General features: G+C 40.6%; 17 protein-coding genes. 10 read left to right on the forward strand and 7 right to left on the reverse strand.

Annotated elements, in window-relative coordinates; genetic code table 11:
- Positions 1–270 precede the first annotated feature (270 nt).
- The 6 genes from AB0756_RS03680 to AB0756_RS03705 all read left to right on the forward strand — a co-directional run bounded on the left by AB0756_RS03680 (position 271) and on the right by AB0756_RS03705 (position 8,824).
- Positions 271–612: a hypothetical protein gene (locus AB0756_RS03680; protein WP_038086867.1), complete on the forward strand. Its 342-nt coding sequence runs from the start codon at positions 271–273 to the stop codon at positions 610–612.
- 490 nt (positions 613–1,102) lie between these two features.
- Positions 1,103–3,445, forward strand: coding sequence for a WD40 repeat domain-containing protein (locus AB0756_RS03685; RefSeq protein WP_050046533.1), 2,343 nt, complete (start codon positions 1,103–1,105; stop codon positions 3,443–3,445).
- Between the two features lie 233 nt (positions 3,446–3,678).
- Entirely contained in the window at positions 3,679–5,829 is a 2,151-nt protein-coding gene (glyS, locus tag AB0756_RS03690; RefSeq protein ID WP_038086942.1) for a glycine--tRNA ligase subunit beta, read from the forward strand.
- A gap of 83 nt (positions 5,830–5,912) precedes the next feature.
- A complete protein-coding gene (murD, locus tag AB0756_RS03695; protein WP_038086864.1) occupies positions 5,913–7,340 on the forward strand; it encodes a UDP-N-acetylmuramoyl-L-alanine--D-glutamate ligase in 1,428 nt (475 codons plus the stop codon).
- A gap of 510 nt (positions 7,341–7,850) precedes the next feature.
- A complete protein-coding gene (locus AB0756_RS03700) occupies positions 7,851–8,189 on the forward strand; it encodes a hypothetical protein (RefSeq protein ID WP_038086862.1) in 339 nt (112 codons plus the stop codon).
- Positions 8,190–8,590: 401 nt separating this feature from the next.
- Positions 8,591–8,824 carry a hypothetical protein gene (locus AB0756_RS03705; protein WP_072040844.1) on the forward strand — a complete coding sequence of 78 codons (234 nt, stop codon included), beginning with the start codon at positions 8,591–8,593 and terminating at the stop codon, positions 8,822–8,824.
- Here the strand turns inward: AB0756_RS03705 and AB0756_RS03710 are convergent.
- From AB0756_RS03710 to AB0756_RS03720, 3 genes are all read right to left on the reverse strand, one after another.
- Positions 8,772–10,280: an Ig-like domain-containing protein gene (locus AB0756_RS03710; protein WP_038086861.1), complete on the reverse strand. Its 1,509-nt coding sequence runs from the start codon at positions 10,278–10,280 to the stop codon at positions 8,772–8,774. The genes AB0756_RS03705 and AB0756_RS03710 overlap by 53 nt on opposite strands.
- A gap of 82 nt (positions 10,281–10,362) precedes the next feature.
- A complete protein-coding gene (locus AB0756_RS03715; protein WP_038086860.1) occupies positions 10,363–11,133 on the reverse strand; it encodes a TIGR03943 family putative permease subunit in 771 nt (256 codons plus the stop codon).
- Positions 11,134–11,161: 28 nt separating this feature from the next.
- Positions 11,162–12,226 carry a permease gene (locus AB0756_RS03720; RefSeq protein WP_038086859.1) on the reverse strand — a complete coding sequence of 355 codons (1,065 nt, stop codon included), beginning with the start codon at positions 12,224–12,226 and terminating at the stop codon, positions 11,162–11,164.
- 625 nt (positions 12,227–12,851) lie between these two features.
- On the opposite strand from AB0756_RS03720, the gene AB0756_RS03725 reads away from it, so the two are divergent.
- Together AB0756_RS03725 and AB0756_RS03730 are read left to right on the forward strand one after the other, a co-directional pair.
- Positions 12,852–13,082, forward strand: coding sequence for a hypothetical protein (locus tag AB0756_RS03725; protein ID WP_038086857.1), 231 nt, complete (start codon positions 12,852–12,854; stop codon positions 13,080–13,082).
- A gap of 557 nt (positions 13,083–13,639) precedes the next feature.
- Complete coding sequence (locus AB0756_RS03730) at positions 13,640–14,998, forward strand: sensor histidine kinase (protein ID WP_038086850.1); 1,359 nt, start codon at positions 13,640–13,642, stop codon at positions 14,996–14,998.
- Positions 14,999–15,023: 25 nt separating this feature from the next.
- Here AB0756_RS03730 and AB0756_RS03735 read toward each other — a convergent pair whose 3' ends face one another.
- Both AB0756_RS03735 and miaE read right to left on the reverse strand, forming a co-directional pair.
- Complete coding sequence (locus AB0756_RS03735; RefSeq protein WP_038086847.1) at positions 15,024–15,509, reverse strand: GNAT family N-acetyltransferase; 486 nt, start codon at positions 15,507–15,509, stop codon at positions 15,024–15,026.
- A 20-nt stretch (positions 15,510–15,529) separates the two neighbouring features.
- Positions 15,530–16,129 carry a tRNA-(ms[2]io[6]A)-hydroxylase gene (gene miaE / locus AB0756_RS03740; protein ID WP_038086844.1) on the reverse strand — a complete coding sequence of 200 codons (600 nt, stop codon included), beginning with the start codon at positions 16,127–16,129 and terminating at the stop codon, positions 15,530–15,532.
- Between the two features lie 138 nt (positions 16,130–16,267).
- Here miaE and AB0756_RS03745 point away from each other — a divergent pair, with 138 nt between their 5' ends.
- Positions 16,268–16,459, forward strand: a complete 192-nt coding sequence (locus tag AB0756_RS03745) for a hypothetical protein (protein ID WP_038086841.1) — start codon at positions 16,268–16,270, stop codon at positions 16,457–16,459.
- 201 nt (positions 16,460–16,660) lie between these two features.
- Positions 16,661–17,158 carry a DUF3291 domain-containing protein gene (locus AB0756_RS03750; RefSeq protein ID WP_038086838.1) on the forward strand — a complete coding sequence of 166 codons (498 nt, stop codon included), beginning with the start codon at positions 16,661–16,663 and terminating at the stop codon, positions 17,156–17,158.
- Between the two features lie 72 nt (positions 17,159–17,230).
- On the opposite strand, the gene AB0756_RS03755 is transcribed toward AB0756_RS03750, so the two are convergent.
- Both AB0756_RS03755 and AB0756_RS03760 read right to left on the reverse strand, forming a co-directional pair.
- The gene (locus tag AB0756_RS03755; protein WP_050046535.1) at positions 17,231–19,825 is read right to left on the reverse strand and encodes a helicase-related protein; all 2,595 of its coding nucleotides are present in this window, start codon (positions 19,823–19,825) and stop codon (positions 17,231–17,233) included.
- Positions 19,782–21,296, reverse strand: coding sequence for a DEAD/DEAH box helicase (locus AB0756_RS03760; protein WP_038086832.1), 1,515 nt, complete (start codon positions 21,294–21,296; stop codon positions 19,782–19,784). Before AB0756_RS03760 ends, AB0756_RS03755 begins: the two co-directional genes overlap by 44 nt.
- Positions 21,297–21,318 lie beyond the last annotated feature (22 nt).

Raw genomic sequence — 21,318 nt, forward strand, 5'->3', positions numbered from 1 at the left:
CAGTTACAGCAAGCTATCATTCCAATAGCTTGCTTGCAGGATGTATTTTATGTAGAAATGCAGAAATACGACTTAATAACAGCTACTTGATTTTGCCAAGAAGCAGAGCCTATTTATTTTACCGCGAAGGGTATTTTTAGGCGGTCGTGTATAAACTCTTCAAATGGTGCATCTCTAGCAAGAAACTGGTTTTTAAAATTACTATACCGATCTCTTGCTACATATAGTATAAAAAACATTTGTTTTTGCAAAAAATACGATGAGGAAATTATGAATATTTTAGATGCTTGCAAGCTCAGTCGAGAAATTAGTCAAGATGTTGAGAAATTGTTTAATAATAGTCGGCACCAAATCAAGCAGTATTTGGGTGAAGTTATTATATATGACTTGAACTATGTTACTTGGAGAGTAAAAATTTGTTCTCCAGAAACACGCGGATATTACCTAAAAACTTCACGTTTGCACATTCAAGATATTAAAGTATCTATCCCAGGTAATAAAACATATTTAAAAGTGACGCCTGATGAATGGGAAGTTTTTTATCAGTTAGCCCATGGTGTTGAAAATGTTCGCGATCGCGCCCAGGATATTTTAAACAAATTGGTTGGATAATATCTGAACCGTATGGGCTTATAAACTGTCTCACTCAATTCCCGTAGGATTGGGATAGGTCTCAACTCAATCGCCTCCACCCACAGTTCTTGAATAAGAGAACAATGGGTTTTATCTTTTAGTAAGAATGCGGCTACCTTATGCTCCTGTGATAGATTACTGATTGATTCCTTTGTAATTTATTTTCAATCGTCTTACCTCAGCGATCGCCATCGCCCTATTTGGCTTACACGATGATTATCTTAGAGACAGTCGCAAGAAACAGAAATCGAGATCGCCTAAAGCAAGTATTAATTTTTCATTTTTCAAGATTTGTTCGGAATAGGCAATCGCACTTGTGTAGAACAAACTGGGTGTGAAAAAAGCTTATAGGGCAAACCGTACAATAATAGTAAAAAAATATACTAAAAATATCCGGGAAACAATAAAGCTATCATTGAAATTAATATTAGTCAACATTCAATGATATTTATCTTACAGGCATCTGTTTATGGAGCCAGGATTAAAGTTACTCATCCAACTTGTACTAGAGTTTGCACCTGTTATTGCAAATTTTATAGAAAAAAGAAGTGAAGCCAGTTCCTCTATAACAAAATTTATTCCTACAGAGGAAATCAAGCAAGTTCTTGAGACTGTCAGTAGCGCCAGTCAAAGCATGAGTTATGTGAAAGAAGCAGACCAAGAAAAAATTCAACAACAGCAGTTAGCAGTTTATTATCATAAAGCACAATTACAGATAGCAACGTATCAGCGTGAAACAGCTCTTAAGCTACCTGAAGTTAATAAAATTTTTGACAGCTGGCCTTTGCGCTTATCACCTTCACAGATTTTAGAATCTCATCCTAAGAATGGACGCACCCCGCTAAAAATTTTCCTTGCTCCTCCCAAGATCGAGTTTGATAAGTACGATCGCCGTGAAGAAGATATTTCCACTATAGAGTTAAAATTAGCAGAAGGATTGCGAGATTTTCTTAACAACTATTACTCACTTCACGATCCTGTCAGACCAACAGAGTTTTTAGCAGGAGCTTGGGATAGCAAACGTTTTCACAGCGAATCTAGTATTAAAGCTCTGTATGGAATGTTGAAAACAGAGCCTGTTTTGATTTTAGAGTCTGAGGCGAGTGGCGATTACCTCAATTTCCGCATTGGTTATTGGGGGATTGGACAAGAAAACTATTATTATAAAACCATTGCTCAATTACCATTAAAAGAAATTGTTTATCAATCAGCTAAAAACCGTGCTTTGGAGTGGAGAAACATTAGAGATGAACTGATAACGTTGGGCGAAGATTTAGAGGAAATTCGCATTCTCGGTCAAGATAATGCTGCTAACTTAGAAATTTTGGAAAAGGAGGAAAGATGGAAAGCTAAAGGAATTGATGTCAGTAAATTATCGTTAAAATATCACGTCAATCATCAAGATCTTGAAAAACTTTGCCAGATTTTAGTAACTTGCCATATTCTAGCAGCCAGTTGGGTAACCGATTCTTACCACTTAATTTATCATGATGTGCCCCCTAGATTACCAGAATTGCTGCCCAGTTTGTTAGAAGATAATCTTGATGTGACAACACTACAAGCGATCGCAACAGGTTACAAGCAACTTTACCAAGCACTACAGATAGAACGCGATTACTGGATTCCTGAATTAGCTTTGCAACTCGCTCACAGTTTGTCTCATTTAAGCGATCGCAGTTGGGCACAGCAACAACTTGACTATTCTATCAACGCTTGGTTGAGATTGCGTCAAGTTACCCATCAACCAGGAAACCACCTTTTAGAAGAAATGCGATCCGCCGTGAGAGTAGAAGATGAAGAATATCTAGAAAAGTTAAAACAATGTTTTGCTATGGTTGGCGACAATCAAAGCATGATTTATGTGAAAGGGCTTTTGAATATAATAGCTAACCTCAAAGCACAAAGAAAACAAGAATCTGCTTATTATCTGAGCTATACTTTAACCGGGCATTCTGACAAAATTACATCAGTTGCCATTAGTTCTGATGGGTTGACTGCAGTCAGCGGTTCGGCAGATAAAACTATTAAGGTATGGAATCTTTCAACTGGAAAAGTGATTCGCACGTTAACAGGAAATATTGGAGAAGTCTCATCTGTTGCGGTTAGTGCTGATGGAAATTTTCTGGCTGTTGGGAGTTGCGAACATCCTAAAAGTAACGTTAAAGTTTGGTATCTTCCAACAGGTAAACTAGTACACACGCTCCTAGGTCATCAAAAACCAGTTAACTGTATAACTATTAGCCCTGACGGACAAATTTTGGCTACAGGTAGTAATAAAATTAAAATCTGGAACCTGCAAACAGGCGATCGCATTTGTACCCTTTGGCATTCATCTGTAGTTTATGATGCTGTTATCAGTTCCGATGGCACAACTTTAGCCAGCGGTAGCAGCGACCATAAAATTAGGTTGTGGAATCCACGCACAGGCGATCCATTACATACCTTTAGCGGACATTCAGGTGCTGTGAATTCAGTCGCTATGAGTTCAGATGGTTTACTTCTAGTTAGTGGTAGTGCTGATGCAACTGTTAAAGTTTGGCATCTAGACGGCGGTCAAGTCCTCCATACTTTAACTGGACATTCAGATGAAGTAAAATCGGTAGCCATCAGTCCAGATGGGCTAAGTATCTTCAGCGCCAGTGCAGACACAACAATTAATATGTGGTGTTTGCAGACGGGAGAATTGCTACAAACTTTCTCTGGACATTCAGCAGTCGTGAATTCTATTGCTATAAGTCCAAATGGTAAATTTATCGTCAGTGGTAGCTCCGACAAGACAATCAAAATTTGGCAGTTAAATAGTCAGCCATAAGCAGTGCTTACTTCTCCTCTCGTTCCCAGGCGGAGCCTGGGAACAAGGGTGAGTACGGCTGCAAGATCTGCGATTTATTGAAGAAGTCGAGAATCTGATAGTATATTGAGTGGAGAATCATTGTGTAACGCAAAAGTAGCGATATATACAAATATTTGTTGCGATATACTGATAGACCAAATGATTTGTGTAGCAAAGCAAGATTAATGGCAGAAAGTATTGAAAATAAAGGTATGAAGGAATTTTTATTAGAAGTTGGTACAGAGGAGCTACCTGCGGGATTTTTGAGTAATGCTCTGACCCAATGGCGATCGCACATTCCAAAAACACTCTCAACCAACAGTCTGTCCTACGATGCTGTAGAAGTTTACGGAACGCCCCGCCGATTGGCTGTTCTTATCAAAGGTTTACCATCTCAGCAACCAGATAGAGAGGAAGAAATTAAAGGTCCGCCAGCCCAAGCAGCATTTAAAGATGGCAAACCAACACCTGCAGCCCAAGGTTTTGCCAAAAAACAAGGTGTGGAACTAGATGCGTTGGAAGTCCGCGCTACAGATAAGGGAGACTTTGTTTTTGTACAGAAAGTGACTCCCGGTCGCCCAATTACAGAAATTTTAACAGAACTTGTACCGGAATGGATTTGGAGTTTAGAGGGTAAGCGGTTGATGCGCTGGGGTGATGGAGAGCAAAAGTTCTCTCGACCTATTCGCTGGTTAATTGCTTTGTTAGATGAGACGGTTTTACCGATTAAGTTAGAGAATGGTTCTGAGTCAATAACAAGCGATCGCATTTCACAAGGTCATCGCATTTTGCATCCGCAACCCGTAACAGTGACAAAAGCAACTGACTACGTTAACGTATTGCGTTCTGCTTGTGTTGTTGTAGATACCGAAGAACGGAAAAATACCATTACACAGCAAGTCAAAGAGTCAGCACAAAAGTTAGATGGTTACGCAGAAATCTACCCTGATTTGTTAGAGGAAGTCACAAATCTTGTGGAATTTCCCTCATCTGTTGTTGGCAAATTTGAATCTGAATTTTTGAACCTACCTACTGAGGTGATTACCACTGTTATGGTAAGTCACCAACGCTATTTTCCCGTGTTCAAGTCGAGCGATGCGAAGGAACTGTTGCCATATTTTGTAACGGTTTCCAATGGCAATCCTGAAAAGTCAGAAATTATTGCTGTCGGAAATGAAAGAGTTATCCGGGCTCGCTTGTATGACGGTCGATTTTTCTACGACTCGGATTTACAAAAGCCCTTGGAAAGCTTTTTGCCTCAATTGGAAAAAGTAACATTTCAAGAAGATTTAGGTTCTTTACGTGCAAAAGTAGACCGGATTTGTAAAATTGCCCAACAAATTACAGAACAACTACAATTGGGTGAAACCGAAGGAGAAAAAATTCTAAAAGCTGCGTTACTTTGCAAAGCAGACCTAGTGAGTCAAATGGTATATGAATTCCCTGAGTTACAGGGAATTATGGGACAAAAGTATGCTGCGGCTAGTGGAGAATCAGAGGAAGTATCAGCAGCTATTTTTGAACATTATTTACCCAGAGGAGCAAATGATATTCTACCCCAAACTTTAACAGGTCAAATTGTGGGGTTGGCAGACAGACTGGATACTCTAGTTAGTATCTTTGGATTGGGTATGATTCCTACAGGTTCTTCCGATCCCTTTGCCCTACGACGAGCGGCAAATGCTGTTATTAACATTACCTGGGCTGCTAACTTACCAATTAATTTACAACAGTTACTAGAACAAATTGCTGTGGATTTTGTCAAAGCACATAACAAAGACAAACAGCAGTTAGTGACGGTTTTAGAGGAGTTCTTCTTGCAACGGCTCAAGACTTTACTACAAGAAGAAAAGCAAATTGATTATGACTTGGTAAATGCTGTTTTGGGGGAAAATGACCCAGAATACGCGGAAAGGTCATTAAAGGATTTATTGGATGTTCGCGATCGCGCCTTATTCCTCCAACAAATTCGCAATGATGGTACGTTAGATAACATTTATGAAACAGTCAACCGCTCGGCTCGTTTAGCAACACAGGGAGATTTGGATACACAACAGCTCGATCCAACAGATGTAATTCGCACTTCCCTTTTCCAAAAACCTTCAGAAGAAGCATTCTACAATAGCATTGTAGGTTTAGTACCTCAAACACAAGCCGCTAAGGAGTCACGAAATTACAGACAGTTAGTCACAGCCCTAGAGAAGATTGCGACCACAGTTAGCACCTTTTTTGACGGTCCCGACAGCGTATTGGTTATGGACCCCGATCCCCAAATCAAACAAAATCGGTTAAATTTGCTGGGGTTACTCCGCAATCATGCTCGTGTATTAGCAGACTTTGGTTCCGTTGTCAAAAACTTGTAGCACAATTTGATAAAAAAATTGTGTAAAGATTGCCGATTAACGCTAGTATATGAGAGCTTGACCAGGGATACCTGCCACAGTCTATGCCAAGAGCTCATGTAATTGGATTAGGAAAGTCCGGTGTTGCTGCGGCGAGATTGTTGAAACGGGAGGGTTGGGAGGTAGAGCTAAGCGATCGCAATACTTCCCCCAACCTTCTCCAACAACAACAAGAACTTGCCGCAGAACAAATCGCTGTGAAACTGGGCTATTCTCTAGAACTCGCTCCATCAGATTTACCCCAATTAATCGTTGTTAGTCCCGGCGTGCCTTGGGATATATCACCATTACTTAAAGCACGAGAAATGGGGATAGAAACCATTGGCGAAATGGAACTTGCTTGGAGAGAGTTGCGATCGATTCCCTGGGTTGCAGTTACGGGTACGAATGGAAAAACGACGACAACATCCTTAATTGCTGCCATTTTTCAAAAAGCAGGCTTAAATGCTCCCGCATGCGGTAACATTGGCTACGCAGCTTGTGAAGTTGCCTTGTCCCTTGAGAGGAATGGAGGACGGGGAGAGGGGGAAAGTGGGGGAGAAACCTCAATCCAAAATCAAATTGATTGGGTGATAGCGGAACTCAGCAGTTATCAAATAGAATCATCACCTTCAGTCGCACCTAGAATTGGTATTTGGACAACTTTTACGCCCGATCACCTCAGTCGTCATAAAACTTTAGAAAACTACTACAACATAAAAGCTCATTTGCTGCAACAATCGCAGTTGCAAGTGTTTAATGGTGACGACCCCTACCTAAGACAAGTGGGAGAAAAAGAGTGGTCGAGTGCTTACTGGACAAGTATCAAGGGGAAAGAGAGTTTATTAAACTCCAAAGGTTACTACATTGAAGATGGTTGGGTTGTAGAGACAAAAGGTGGTGCATCTTCAGAAGATGAACGCATTGTAGAAGCATCGACGTTGCGAATGGTAGGAGAACACAACCTGCAAAATTTGTTAATGTCCGTTGCTGCAGCAAGGCTAGCAGGAATTCACAAAGATGCTATTGCTCGATCTGTCCGTGAATTTCCTGGTGTTCCCCATCGTCTCGAACATATCTGTACTTGGGAAGGCATCAATTTTATTAACGACAGCAAAGCCACGAACTATGATGCGGCTGAAGTGGGTTTAGCTTCCGTGAAAAGCCCACTTATTTTAATTGCAGGTGGAGAAGCTAAAGCTGGTGATGACACGGGATTTTTGGCAAAGATAAAAGCTAAAGCAGCCTTTGTATTGCTGATAGGGAACGCCGCTCCTGCATTTGCCCAACGTTTGCAACAACAAGGGTATGAAAGCTACGAAGTTGTAGAAACAATGGATAGGGCTGTTTCGAGATCGGCAGAATTGGCAAAACAGTATCAAGCACCAGTCGTACTGTTATCTCCTGCTTGTGCGAGTTTCGACCAATACGCCAATTTTGAACAACGGGGCGATCATTTCAGGCGATTGTGTTTGGAAATTTCTCACAAGTAATTAACCCAAATGCGATACGGCTGTACTCCGCGATCGCTGAATAAGAGTTTTCTTAAACAGCATTCTGTAAACTTTTGTAAAATGCTCGGAAATGTTGCGTAATTACTCTGTAATTTGCCGATAACTCATTAAATGCTGCAACAACAATCAAATTTAAACCCTGTGTTGTCAAACACTTTTGTCAAACAGGGTTTTTACTTGTTAACTAATATTGAGTATATGGAGAAAGTATGAATTTTTTGTAAAGGAAGAGTATCGCTAAGATAGCAGTCCATTGACGATCGTAGTAAAATCACGGATTTTCGATATACTGCCGTACAGGGATTGTAAAATCTTAGCAAAGTTCAGCAATCAACTTGATAATCCTTACTGTAAGGTGGTAAAAATTTACCAGGGTGTATCAATCTAAAAACAAAAAAAGTAAACTTAGAAAAAATAAGGTAACTTTGTGTTTACCGTTTGATACATATTTTTTAATAAATATATTTTTGGGGCAGGGAAAATTGCAGTATGAAAACTGAATTAAAGGATATATATATACCGTTAGAAAATGGGAAGGGTGAAGATTTTAACCAAGAAATACAGACTTTATTGTTGCAGTCTTCAGAAAATTACAGTGTTTTAATGAGCGCGTTTAACAAGTACAGATTAGCGGTTAAACAAAACTTAGATCCCAGTCTTAGTGGTGAAGAAAGTATTTTGCTTTTAGCAAGTTTAATTGAGAAAATAGCTGATTCTTTGCCCGGTTACTTGAATGATGAACCTAAAGTGAGAGTCAATTTATTTCAGAAGACAAGAGAAAAAATATTTCAGTTGAAGTATTTCTTCGGGAAGCCACCAGTTCAGTAAAATTGTTAAGTCTTTTTTAAGAAGGCAGAAACTAGATAAGGAAAGGGCATAAAGTAAAGGGCAGAAGGCAAGGGCTATCCATAGTTTTTGTATAAAAGCAATTCCTCTCTACACAGGCTTATAGGGTAATATAACAGCAGTTGATTCCCATAAATAAATGTATGGCGATCGACAAAAGCATAGCAGCCTCGCAAAATCTCTTGATTATAAGTGTGGGGATGTCTTTTAACATTGGTGCCTTCTGCTTTTCGACATTAAACTCTCCAAGAAGAAAAAATGTTCGTGCAAATTCTATAAAGATTCGTTAAAATTTTCGTAAAACAGCCCGTCTGCTCGTGAGAAATACTTAGAGCAACGCATCGGCTCTGGGCATGGTTGTTTTTAAACCCATTGGTGTGTGTATGATATTGATTCGCGATCTGGTTAGACAAGTTATGATGACTGGTTTTCTTAGTGTTGCGACAGAAGAACAACTACGGCAACTTCTAAGAACAAAATATGATACAGAAGATTTAAACGCTTTTATGAGTTTACAAGAAGCCGCAATGGCTGGTTTGATTCGACAAGAGTCACGTGAAAGTATTATGGCAACCAACGGGGATGAAAACCCACTAGAGGAAGCTGTTCTGGCTTAATCTCTGCAGAGGCTGAGGGGTCAGAGATAGGTAGCAAAGGCATCAACCACAAACTGCTAGTAGATATTGCTTGACCGTCATCAGTTGTCAATAGATTTGCAGGCGAGGAACCCGTAGGAGTTGATTGTGGCACAATTTGGTCAAACAGCAAACCCAAACCGTCAGGTGCTAAACTCATTTCTACATTCCGTTGTTCGGCAGGAAGTACCATCAGAGGTTTCTGTTGCCCGCTTTTTAGATCTAGCGCGACTAAGTAGGGTTGCTCTTGATACAATCCTCCTGGTAGTATTTGTGTCAGCAGACAATATAGAGTCGGTGAAGCAGTATCAAACTGGCAGCTAAGAATCGATCCCGGCGTGCGTAGCAGTTGTCTCTGAATTCCTTGGTTAGTCACCAAGAACAAATCTTTTGTGTAGTCCGTATTAAACTTAACCATTGCTGCTTGAGAACCATCTTTAGAAAAAGCTTGCACCAGACCAAACTGTGGTAAAAAATCTAGGGGTTTGCTAGCATCCGATTGTAATGGTAATATTGCTGCACCCTGTCCTTGTGCAACCGCCACAGCTTTACTATCTGGTGTAATCACAAAGTCTCCTACGGGTTGACTTTGCAAGCGTTTCAGAACTGGTCCGTCAGAATCGTTGCCATCATTGTTTTGATTTGCAGGCAGAAACCACAACCCAAAGTCACTGGGGTCATCTTTTTTACCTCGTTGCACAACAATAGTTTGACCGTCTGGAGATAAGTCAAATTTCAGATTTTGATATTCTTTGTTATCTAAAATCAGCTCGATTTTACTAGCTGGTTCTGCTTTTTTATCGGAAATTGCAGAAATCCCCGTGGTTGTAGTGTATAGTTGAGATGAAGTTAAATCCTGAGTATTAGTAGAACGAGCTGAAAATAAAATTTTCTCTCCATTTGGAAATGGCTTATAGTCCATCACAACTAAATCTTTAGGTGTCAGAACTTTTTTTTGCTCTTGAGTTAAGTTGTAAAGAACTAATTGCCCTTTATCTTCTTTGTCAGCCCCTACATAAAGAATCACTCGATCTCTCGTGCGGAAAGTTCCTGTAAAAGGTTTTATTAACCTGTTTTTTCCCTCTTTTTCCGAGAATTTATCTCTTGCACCTTGTAACTTGACATTATAATTGGTTCCGTAAGGCGCTGGTGTGAGCAAAGTATAAACCATTCGCCGCCCCGCCCAACTGACTTTACCTGCTAGAGGTGGATCGATTCTCAAATTTTCCTCTACAGTTTTTGTGTCCATAGGACGACTAAAAGTGAGGGCAAAAGAAGAATCATCTGCGCCAATTTTTTGATTTTCCCAACTAAAATTCCTGACACCTGGTTTAACCGCATCACCTTGTAAGATCAACAGCCCTGTCAGCAGGCTAAGGATAAGCAAAAATGATATTGCAACACGATCTATAGGATGGAAAAAAGCTTTGGTACTCATTTGTCGATGGTTAGTTGTTAGTTGTTAGTTGTTAGTTGTTAGTTGTTAATTATTATCGATCTCTAACCACTAACGACTAACCTTAATAACTATAAGGATTTTTGGGTTGAGCGATTTTTCTTAAAGAGGAAGCTGCGATGGTAAGTTGACGCTTATCTTTTATAGTTTCCGTTACCATTTGCCCTTCAATTTCCAACCAGGTATCGGGTGGATATTTATCGCGAGGTTCTTTTAATTTTACAGGTAATCCTATGGGATAAGCATCTGCAGCACAGCAAGTCAGCACGAATCGTGCTACGAACAAGTATTCTTTTCCAAGTTCCGGTGGGTGAATAACAAACCCCTGTACTTTAGCCCTTTGTCCGGTGTAAGTATCGGGCTCTGGATAAACAGTAAGCGTGCGTACCCAATCTACTAAAGTTCTTTCCTCCGGACGAACAGAAGCACGAAAAGCCTGAGGTTGGACGCGTGATGTTCCGACAAAATCCGTCACACCTCGTTGAAGAGCTGTTTGACTGGCAAAGACACGGGGTGTTATAACTAATCCCAGAATCGCTACAACAGACAGTAAAACACTACCGAATCCAGGCGGAAAAATAGTAAAGTGTTGCATATCGGGAAGAACCTCACCTCGTCGCCGTTGTAAAAGTTGCCCCGCTTTTAAAAAACTGAGAACGAGCAGTCCTACGGCACCCGTTACTGCCAACCAAAAGTAATCAGGGTGAATTAATAAGACGAGTTTGTTAGTCAACCAATATTTTAGAATTAAAACTCCCCAGGCTGTCAGCGCTAAAACGTCTAACCAGGGTAGTAGTGCATTTTTGATTTTTGCTTTTCGATTTTGGGAAGCCATTGGTCAAGTGGTCAGGTGGTCACTATTTTTAAAAGACGTGTAAGTTAACAAAAAGGGTGAATAAAAATGTAAGTTGTGCTGCAAGAGCAAATAAGTATAGAACAGCCTTCGGTTTAAAGACCGATAACATTAAACCAACACCTTTGATATCAATCATTGGTCCAAATACCAGAAAAGCCACTAACGAACCACTGGTAAAGGTCGAGGCAAAAGACAAGGCAAAAAATGAATCAACAGTTGAACAAATCGATACGACTCCCGCTAGGATAAGCATGGCAGCAATTGAACTAATCGGACCGGAACCCAAGCTGATAATCAGATCGCGGGGCGCTAGTACTTGAACCGCAGCTGCAATAGCGCTTCCCATAATCAAAACTGCCCCTAGCTCGCGCAGTTCCTGTACGCAATTGTCTACCAATAACCGCAACTTATCCATCAGGGGTTTACTCGGACCAGAAGCTGCCATAGCTGCTTGCAAAGTAGTTGCATCCATCCGTATGGTTTGTCCTGCTTGCCCTCCTAACATATAAGTTCCTGATTGTAATAGAGTGGGAACTCCCAATCCTTGCTGCAATGCGTTGTTCTGTTTGTCTTTTGTGCTGCGTTTGGATTTGGAGGATTTAGGTGGATTAAATTTTAGATAACGAGCTATTGAAGGTTGCACTATCGCAGTTAGGTCTTTTTGAACACTAAAAACTGTCCCAACGATAACTGCAATTAATAAGGAGAAGAAAACTCTTAACACCACTATTTCCGGTTGGTCTCGAAATGCAGTCCAAGTTGCCCAGATCACGACAGGGTTAATAGTTGGTGCTGCTAGCAAAAAACCAATTGCCACTGGTGTAGGGACTCCCTGCATCAGCAATCGCCGCGCCACCGGTACATTGCCACACTCACAAACAGGGAACAGAAATCCCACTAAGCTTCCCAATAAAGCACCCAGTACTGGGTTTTTAGGCATTTTCTCCGCCAATTTACGTTCATCTACAAAAAACAGCAACAAACTGGAGAACAAAACTCCCAGTAACAAAAAAGGAATCGCCTCGACTAGCAGACTAAGAAATAGAGTGAAACCATTGTTCAATTGATTCATGGGTGTCGCTTATCAAAGCGGTGTTGAGTTCTAGGGGTGTGAAAAGTCATTTTAGCGTTCGGAAGAGCAAATAGGTGGTTGTTGACAAAAAACAAGATAGTTAAATGCTAACTATACTGTTATCACTCGTGTAAGAACCTCAATTGTCTAAGCCTTTAGTGCTACATATTTTATCATAGGAATTTATACTTAACTTTATCGAATAAAGACAAGGATACTTCCAGATGATTGTTAAGTTCAATAAATGGTTCCAATTCTCGATTGCTACCTCCTGAAGTAGTATAGCTTTGATTATTTATTCTCATAACTTAAGGAATTTCCTTGATGTTATATTATCTTTCAAAAACTTTTATAGAGAGTTTACAGTTTCTCAACATAAAGAAAACGTGGTTCGCCACTATCAACAGGAAACCATGACTGGTTTTGGCAACTTATTTCAAAATATATACGTATAATTACTTACTACAAAAAATAGAAAACATCAAGACCAAAATGGAAGAAGTTTATAGAGTTTTTTCTTCCAACAACCAGCAATTAACCAAGTACGGACGCAAGCTACCGCGCCCAGTTAACTAATTTAAATGAACTCGTGGTCTTAATTTAAAAAAAAATGTAAGATAAATTAATGAGAAGCATTGAAACAATTGCCAACATTAGTCCTGATGGCAAACTTACGGTACAGTTACCGTATCATGTACCTTCAGGAGATTATAGAGTTGTAGTCGAGATCGATGAAGCTCCCATTATTGATGAATTCCCCTTGGAGTCACAATCACTGGCGGCGGCTACAACAACAGATGATGCATGGGAATTTTTTAATACCCTTATAGGAATGGTTGAAGCTCCTGATGACTAATCCCTAAGGTGCAGTCATATAGCGACTGGTACGAAGAAATTAATCGCCCATCACCAAAGGCTTTTTGTTAAGTATTGGTATACACAGTTCAAGATAGCTACTTAAGTACAAACGTTTAATTTTAAAAAATATAAAGTCATAAATTTAATAATAATTTATCCAAATTCGACTGTTTTTAACTTCTTTTTAAGAAGACTGTATTAGAGTATATACCAGCAGCTATTTTAATAGAAAATGGTGAGTTAATAGGTGTAATTTCACGATAGCAATTTTTTGAGTGTATCAGTCGCACCTTTGGACTTGATATATTTGGAAATAAAGTACTGGGTTTCAGATTTTGCTACCTATGGGTTAATGGTTGGAGATGAGTCAGTGAATTGAAAATAGGATTCAATACTTTTTTATAGAAATATTACAGAGCGCATATTGAAAATTGACAAAAATCAAATATTATGTGTTAATGAATACTTCAGCTTCCCAAGCCACTCTACTTTATTGTGGGTGAGAAGAAATGAATATGCTAGTTTATTGTCGAGCTTTTCAGATCAGGGTTTCTAGTGTCACAAGAATCCAGTTTGCAAATATTACCACCATTTTTATCTGGTAGCAGTAATAGTGACTTAGGTTTAGAGTCAACCCTCAGAGAACTACCAGCATACAACTTTTGTGTGGAGACAAATTTCACTGGTGCTGAAGTTGCTGTCTATTTCGATAAATTTCCTCTTCTACCGGGAGTCATTTTAGTAGAGAAAGGAAAGTATATGGGAATGGTTTCACGGCGGCGACTGCTAGAATTTTTGATTCGCCCATACGGACAGGAGTTATTTTTTCAGCAACCACTGAGTGTTCTTTACAGTTATGCTCGCACAGAGGTTTTGTTACTTACAGAAAATACCCCCATATTAGCAGCAATACAACTGGCGTTAAGACGCTCTGCCGAACTCTTAGGAGAACCTGTAGTTGTACATACAGCACCCGATATCTATAGGTTGTTGGATGTACAAGAATTAAATGTTGCCTCTTGGCAAATTCGGGGAATAGAAACTCAAGTGCGGTATGAGCGCAGTCAAGCCCTGATGGTTAAAAATGATAAAATGGCGAATCTAGGTCGTTTAGTAGATGGGGTGGCGCACGAAATTCTTGACCCTTTAAATTTTATTTGGGGTAATTTAGCTCATGTTGATAATTACAGCCAAGACTTAATGAAGTTGGTTGCAGCTTATGAACAAGAAAATTTTCCTCTATCTGAAGAAACCAATCAGATTAAACAAGAAATTGAATTAGATTTTTTACAACAAGATTTATCAAGAGCGATCGCTAGTATTCGTGCTGGAGCAGAAAGATTAAAAAAGTTGGTAACTGGATTGCAAAATTTCTGTCATATTGATGAAGTCTACCCAAAACCAGCAGATATACACGCCAATATAGACAGCATTATATTATTAATTAATAGCAGAATAACAGGAGAAATCGAAATAGTTAAAAATTACGGTCATCTCCCACCAGTCTCTTGCTTTATTGGTCAATTAAATCAAGTCTTCATGAATATTTTGAGCCAAGCCGTAGATACACTGCTTAATGAAGCAGTGAGACAGCAAATGCATCTAGAGACTGTAGCCACAGATCAAAAACCAAGAATTGAGATTACGACGCAAGTCATTTCGCGAAAAGTTAATATACCAAATGTACCAGACTCTCGGTGGATCTCAATTTGTATTGCTGATAACGGACCGGGAATATCTCAAGAATTGCAAAAGCAAATTATTGATTCTTTTTCCATAGAAAAACGTGCTGATAAAGAAACCAATTTATCAGTTAGTTATCGAATTATAAAAGCCAGACATGGTGGTGAGTTAAACTTGTATTCCGAACTTGGCAAAGGCACAGAGTTTCAAATTCTCTTACCTCTCGTCTAAAATGTATATAACAAAACCCCAACCACTAACCATACAATTTCTTAACGTACACTCGATCGCACCGGGCTGTTTCTACACCTGATGCTTTTTCATACCCATTTTTTTCATAAAGCTGAACAGCCTCTACTAAAACACTAGCAGTTTCAATCCAAATTTCTTGAAAGCCTCGAGTCACAATTGCAGCCTCTAACTGTCGTAACAAATATTTCCCCAGACCAAAACCCCGAGCTTTAGGTAAAACATACATCTTACGAATTTCTACGGCTTTTTCCCCTCGCTCAATAGGGTAATACGCTGCAGTTCCTACAAGTTGGTTTTGATGTTCAACAACCCAAAACTCTCCCCCAACTGCTAAATAACATTCTTCTACCTGCAACACATCTCGATCTGCTCCATTTGGTTCCCAGTTTAAACCGTATTCTGCTAGTACGGCTTTGATAATATTTGCCGCAGAGGTGCGATCGCTCTGTTCCCAGTTACGAATTAAAAAATCTTGATAGTAACTTTTCATTCCCCTTGCTAAGAATCTCTTTAACTATGAATTCGCGGTTCTCGGTGTAAAGTTGCCAATAACTCACTTTCCACCAATGCTAGTTCATCTAGTCTTTGCCTAACAAGTTCGCGATCGAAATAAGTATCCGCAAGAACCCAGTAAGTACCATAGTGACGAGCTTCAGATGCCATGAGGCTGCGGTAAAATTTTGCTAAGTCCGGTTCAGAGCAGTGAAGAGCTAGCAATCCCAGACGTTCGTGGCTGCGAGCTTCAATTAAACCACTAATTAACAGAGAGTCTAAAAACCTCTCTGGTTCTTTTGACCGAATTTGCGATTTTAAACCCGCACCATAGGGGGGTGGCTGCAATGGACGCAGAGGAATACCCCGTTTTTCCAGCCATTGATTGACGAGTTCAAAATGCTCTAGTTCTTCACGGGCAATTTTGGTTAGTTCTCGCACCATTTTAGCATTGGAAGGATAGCGAAATATCATGTTCAAGGCGACTCCCGCTGCTTTTCGTTCGCATTGGGAGTGATCCAGGAGAATGATGTCTAGATTTGCAACAGCTTGTTCTACCCATGCAGAACTAGTTGGTTGCTTGAGAGCGTTAATTGTAGATAGTTCAGATGAAAGCACGATAAAAGGTCAAAAACTCTACATATACAATATATAGTTACAAGTTTTTTTAAGAACTGCACCAATCACACCAGGACGCAGAGGAAAGAAAAGAGACCTTGCATAAATAAATCACCAGGGCGGCGGAAATGACTCGATGTGTCTGTTCAACCTGAAGCCGTTACACTCAATCAATTCAATGACACTAACAAAGCAGAGGATTTCCGCCGCTCCAGTGGTTCTTTAGCGGATATAGCCGCCGTTTATACAAAAGTAAAGGGTTTAGTTAACATAGAACATTTCCCAACTGCCTTGTTGTATGAACGGTCACCTTTTGAGTTGAGTACCTAAATATGAAGTATTAAAAACAAAAATCAAGAATTATCAGATGCCAAATATCAAGCTGTGATGTTAGTCTGTCCTCACTGCTCTCTCTCAGGATAGATACGTAAGTATTTATTTTGACTACCTAAGTGTATATTTAGAGAGTTGACAAATAAGAAATAGCAGAAACGACATTTAAGCGTATCATCACACAATGGTGCAAAAACTATGAATACAGAACGCTATCATCTTGCTCAAGTAAATACTGCTACCTTACGTGCGCCACTAGATTCTCCAGAAATGGCAGAGTTCGTCGCACAAATTGAAAGTATTAATGCGATCGCAGATACCGATCCCGGTTTCGTATGGCGTTTGCGAAGTGAAGGTGCAAACGATGCTACCAGTATTCGTGCTTTTGACGACGAGCGAATTTTAATTACTCTCACAGTTTGGAAATCTTTAGAAGCCCTTTCAAACTACGTATATCGCGGTGCTCATGCAAACATAATGCGCGATCGCCGTCGTTGGTTTGAAAAAACCGAGCAGCCAATCCTAGCGTTATGGTGGGTTCCTGCAGGACATACTCCCACAATTGCTGAAGCTAAGGAACGGCTGGAGCATTTGCGACTTTATGGTTCAACGTCTACAGCCTTCTCCTTTGGCAAGCCATTTCCCCATCCTGAAATCGAAACGATGACCTTATGCAGTACCGCATCCACAAGCTAATTGCCACTGGTTACTCTTCAGGGCTACCTAGCTCATCCAAGTAAATGCGTCAAATTTGGAACAAACTGACTGTTATTTGCTTTTGAGTTGTTCTACTAATGCCTTACCTCTAGCTAAATCTGTAGCGTTTAATTCGACAACTTGCCAAGGAGAATTGGCATTACGCAAGCGATCGCGAATAAATTTATCTCGCAATCTGTTTCCTCCTTTATGAAAGGCAGTTCCATCAATATATATTGCTAGTCTCCGTTCTGGTATGGCAAAATCAGCAACGGAAATTGGCGTATTTGTTGGTACTGGTATTTGTTTTTGGGGATGGAACCCATGTTTTTCAAATAGCTGTAGAAACTTGAGTTCTAAAGGAGAACCTACACCTGCATCGTAAGCTTCTAACCAGGGAAGCGGATCGTCAAGATCGCCTGTTTCTAAAGAACGTGGTGTTGGTGGCGTTTGTGCGAGTTGTTCTAGGGCGGGGATAACTTGCGGCCAATTGAGTAATTCGTGATAGCGTTGATTTTGATATGATTTGAGACAACGGTAACAGGCAGTTACACAGTTTGGATGGTCTAAATGCGCGATCGCTGTTTTTGCCACTTGATGAAATTCGCTAGCAATCCGATGCAAATACCCGCTTCCACCTAAACTAGGGTCAATAAACGTCAGCGAAATTGTGTTATATTTTTTTCCTTCATAACTCACCTGCCAAATTCCCTCAAACTCAAAATCAATCTCGGAACCATCCAACATATACAATTGCTGCATACCAGCTTTCAGACTGTATCCAAGAGATAATCCCCAAGATTGTAAATCCTCTTCCTCCGTAGAAATAGGGATAGGAACTATTAATCGCAATACCTCTGCTTTACTTGCTGTTACAATTGCCAGAGGTTGCGGTGCGCCTTTTTTAGGACAATTTTCTGCATGACCGTAAGGGTCATCTTGACCGGATTTGTGAGTTTTGCGTCGTCCTTGAGTTGTCGATCGCGCTACATCTGGGTTTTGCAATATTCGCCCGCACTCGCTACACAACGGATACCCTTTTGCTTCATTATGTAGTAAGGGAGTATTCTGTTCCCTATCTTTATCTTTAGGCGGAACCCCCTCATTAACCCAACGTACCTCCTCATCCCGACTCCAACGCAATCCCCAACCAGTACTTAATGTCCACCGTCCTACAACTTGTCCGTCCCACTGAGGGTAAGTTTTGACAAGATTGCGGGTAACGTAACGTTCTTCTTCATCGAGAATTGGACTTTCATCCCTTCGCGCCAAAAAACCAGCAAATTCTCCACCAACGTAATCTTTTCCTGGTGCATTATTCCCACAACGAGGACAAGCAGGTTCGGATGCATCGTACCGTAACTGACAAGTATTGCATATCCGGTAAGACCAAGTTGCGCTTTCAGTTCTGGAGTTCCATGGAGAGGCGTTATCTAAACCAATAACTTTCCAGCGTTTGGTACGAGCAAAGACTTGAGCATCGGGTTGAAATTGACCAATTCCAAAACGTCTTGCTACACTTACGGGGTCTTCTTCGCGATCGTCACCTAAAAGTCGCAATGATGCTGGTTGGGTGGGAAATTCGTAACCAGGAAGAATACCAAATTCAGCAAATCTACGTAAAGGATAACCGACGGAAAGGTCATCAGCTTCATTATTCTTATTTTGTTTGTCTGTTTGAATACCTAGTATTCGAGCAATGAGTTGAGCCGCACGAGTTCCAGCACGTTCGCCTTGGAGTTGGAGGGAGTATGTATCAAGAGCGCTTCTTAATTCCTTAACTTGCAGGGCGGTACGATTGATAACATCCCGGATTTGTTCGGGTAATCCCTTTAAGTGTTGGCGCAGGGCTGTTTCATCTAATCCTGCTTCGTATAATACATTACCTTGCCAAGCTTGTAAAGCGACAGCCACCGCTCGATCTATCTGCGCTTCTACTCCTGTCACCAGTTCTTCTACGGCTTCTTGATGGATTTCCCCTAAAGGAGAGATATAATTTACCATCTTACTGGCTAAACCAGGTTTGGCACTCCCAAATGCGATCGCATTTAAATGACGGAATATTGCATCTCGATTCCCCAATGCGAGTGCGGGGGTTGGTACTTCTCCGGCTATCATCTCTCCCGGTTTATCGTAAAAATACTGGTCATGAGGTGTATTTCGAGCATAACCAACGACTAAACCAATACGGGTACGCCTTCCCGCACGTCCTCCCCTTTGTGCGTAGTTATCTGGACGTGGTGGTATATTGCGTAAAATGACTGCATCCAATCCACCGACATCAATACCCATTTCCAAAGTCGGCGAACAGGCTAATAAATTAACTTTTGATTCCCCCGCCTTAGCTTTAAAGTTGTCTTCTAATTCAACTCGTACATCGTTAGGAATTTGGGCGGTATGTTCTCCTGCGACTAGGGGTATATATTCTGGTGAGAGGATTTTTTTCACATATCTGTTTTCTGCGCTCTCTGAATCAGTCCACCGGATTAAATTCCCGTGACAATACGGACAAGGATAATTCTTTTGCCATCCCAAGACAGGGGTGGAGCAAACTTCACAACGGTAACGCTGTTTTTCTGTAGCAGCTTCTAACTGCAAGACTTCAGAATTGACTTGTAATAAGCTAATGCGATCGCTCTGGAATTTCTTGTTTAACTTTCTTGACAATTTGGGAAATGGAAAGGGGAGAACGAATCAGCCATCGGTTTAAATCCCATAATATGTAAGGGATTGAGGGAGAAACTGCTTGTGGTGGTGTTTGAAGTTCTGCAAGTTCTTCGCCAATGACTCGGATGCTGGATTTGTTGACACCGGAGATTTTACTAAAAAATTCTTGAACGGCTTCATCTCTGAGACGAATTCTTTCTTGTGGGGAGTGTTCTCCTTCCGCTACACTTTTAATCGTGGCAGAAGTTGCAACCGGGAGAAATTCGGGATAGCGTTTTCTTTGTAATTCTGGGGGAACTTGAGAACACCAATCCTGTTTTGCGTCCTTTAAGTGAGTTTGCAAGCGTCTGACTAACAAGGCGATGTTACTTCCCAACGTTCCGCGATAGGTGTGGACTTCATCCAGAACAAGGAAACGACAGCGATGGTTGGCAAAGATATCTTCTCTATCTGCTGGACGTACTAAGAGATACTCCAGCATCATATAGTTAGTGAGTAATATATGGGGTGGATTTTGGCGTAAAGCTTGACGTTCTTTTAACTTAGTGCCGCGATCGTATTTTGCCACACTAATTGCCCCTTCCCAACCAGATTCTTTGAGGTAATTTTGGATACGTAGGAACTGGTCGTTAGCGAGGGCGTTCATTGGATAGACGAGAATAGCTGTCAGTCCGGATTGTCTTCGGAATTGGGCTGCATCTGCGATCGCATTTTGAATGACTGGTAAAAGAAAGGTTTCCGTTTTTCCACTCCCCGTACCCGTTGTCACAACGAGGGGAGAGGCGTTTTGTCCTAATAAATGGTCAATTGCTTGACTTTGATGGAGGTATGCAAACTCGCTACCGGAACGTTGTTGCATGACTCTGGCGAGTTTCGCGTCTATGGATAAATTCTGCCATTTTTCCCCACTTTTAAAAGGACGATGGGCTTGATAAAATGGTTCTTGAGCTAAAAATAAAGGTTGGTCAATAGCTTTTTCTAAAGCAGCTTTTAATTGTGGGTCTTTGGCTCTAAATTCTGTTAATAAATAATCGCGATACTCCGCAATGACTTTATCGAGAACTTTAATAGGATTTAAAGGAGAAGGTGCGGTAGAGAGAGGAATAGAAGGGGAAGTAAAGTATATTGAAATGGGAGTGACATCTTGAACGGCTTTTTTTGGTGTTTGAGTTCCATAGGAGATTTTGTTAGTCTGAGCAACCAGAGGCTGTGAAGAACCGCGATTGTTGACGAACTCAAAAAACGCTATTCCTAAAGTCTCGCTCATACTTTCAGCAATAAGCACCTTCCCCAATTCCTCAAACTCCCAACTTGGAGGAATCTTAGAAAAAAGTAGAGAGAGTTGTTCTCCAGAAATAGTCTCCACATCCGAACAATCTAGCTGCGCCATTTTCAAACCGAGAAAAGTGCTAGCAGCTGCGATCGCATCATCCCCTTGTTGTAAAATATCCTTCAAATAAATCGTATTCATAAAACTTCTCAAAAAACATAAA

The sequence above is a fragment of the Tolypothrix campylonemoides VB511288_2 genome, from assembly GCF_045999855.1.
In the GTDB taxonomy this organism is placed as follows: Bacteria; Cyanobacteriota; Cyanobacteriia; order Cyanobacteriales; family Nostocaceae; genus Scytonema; species Scytonema bouteillei_A.

Coding starts and splice junctions, on each gene's coding strand:
- AB0756_RS03680 (WP_038086867.1), top strand. CDS start 271: ATGAATATTTTAGATGCTTGCAAGCTCAGTCGAGAAATTAGTCAAGAT.
- AB0756_RS03750 (WP_038086838.1), top strand. CDS start 16,661: ATGAATACAGAACGCTATCATCTTGCTCAAGTAAATACTGCTACCTTA.
- AB0756_RS03710 (WP_038086861.1), bottom strand. CDS start 10,280: ATGAGTACCAAAGCTTTTTTCCATCCTATAGATCGTGTTGCAATATCA.
- murD (WP_038086864.1), top strand. CDS start 5,913: ATGCCAAGAGCTCATGTAATTGGATTAGGAAAGTCCGGTGTTGCTGCG.
- glyS (WP_038086942.1), top strand. CDS start 3,679: ATGAAGGAATTTTTATTAGAAGTTGGTACAGAGGAGCTACCTGCGGGA.
- AB0756_RS03685 (WP_050046533.1), top strand. CDS start 1,103: ATGGAGCCAGGATTAAAGTTACTCATCCAACTTGTACTAGAGTTTGCA.
- AB0756_RS03735 (WP_038086847.1), bottom strand. CDS start 15,509: ATGAAAAGTTACTATCAAGATTTTTTAATTCGTAACTGGGAACAGAGC.
- AB0756_RS03715 (WP_038086860.1), bottom strand. CDS start 11,133: ATGGCTTCCCAAAATCGAAAAGCAAAAATCAAAAATGCACTACTACCC.
- AB0756_RS03725 (WP_038086857.1), top strand. CDS start 12,852: ATGAGAAGCATTGAAACAATTGCCAACATTAGTCCTGATGGCAAACTT.
- AB0756_RS03760 (WP_038086832.1), bottom strand. CDS start 21,296: ATGAATACGATTTATTTGAAGGATATTTTACAACAAGGGGATGATGCG.
- AB0756_RS03705 (WP_072040844.1), top strand. CDS start 8,591: ATGATATTGATTCGCGATCTGGTTAGACAAGTTATGATGACTGGTTTT.
- AB0756_RS03720 (WP_038086859.1), bottom strand. CDS start 12,226: ATGAATCAATTGAACAATGGTTTCACTCTATTTCTTAGTCTGCTAGTC.
- AB0756_RS03700 (WP_038086862.1), top strand. CDS start 7,851: ATGAAAACTGAATTAAAGGATATATATATACCGTTAGAAAATGGGAAG.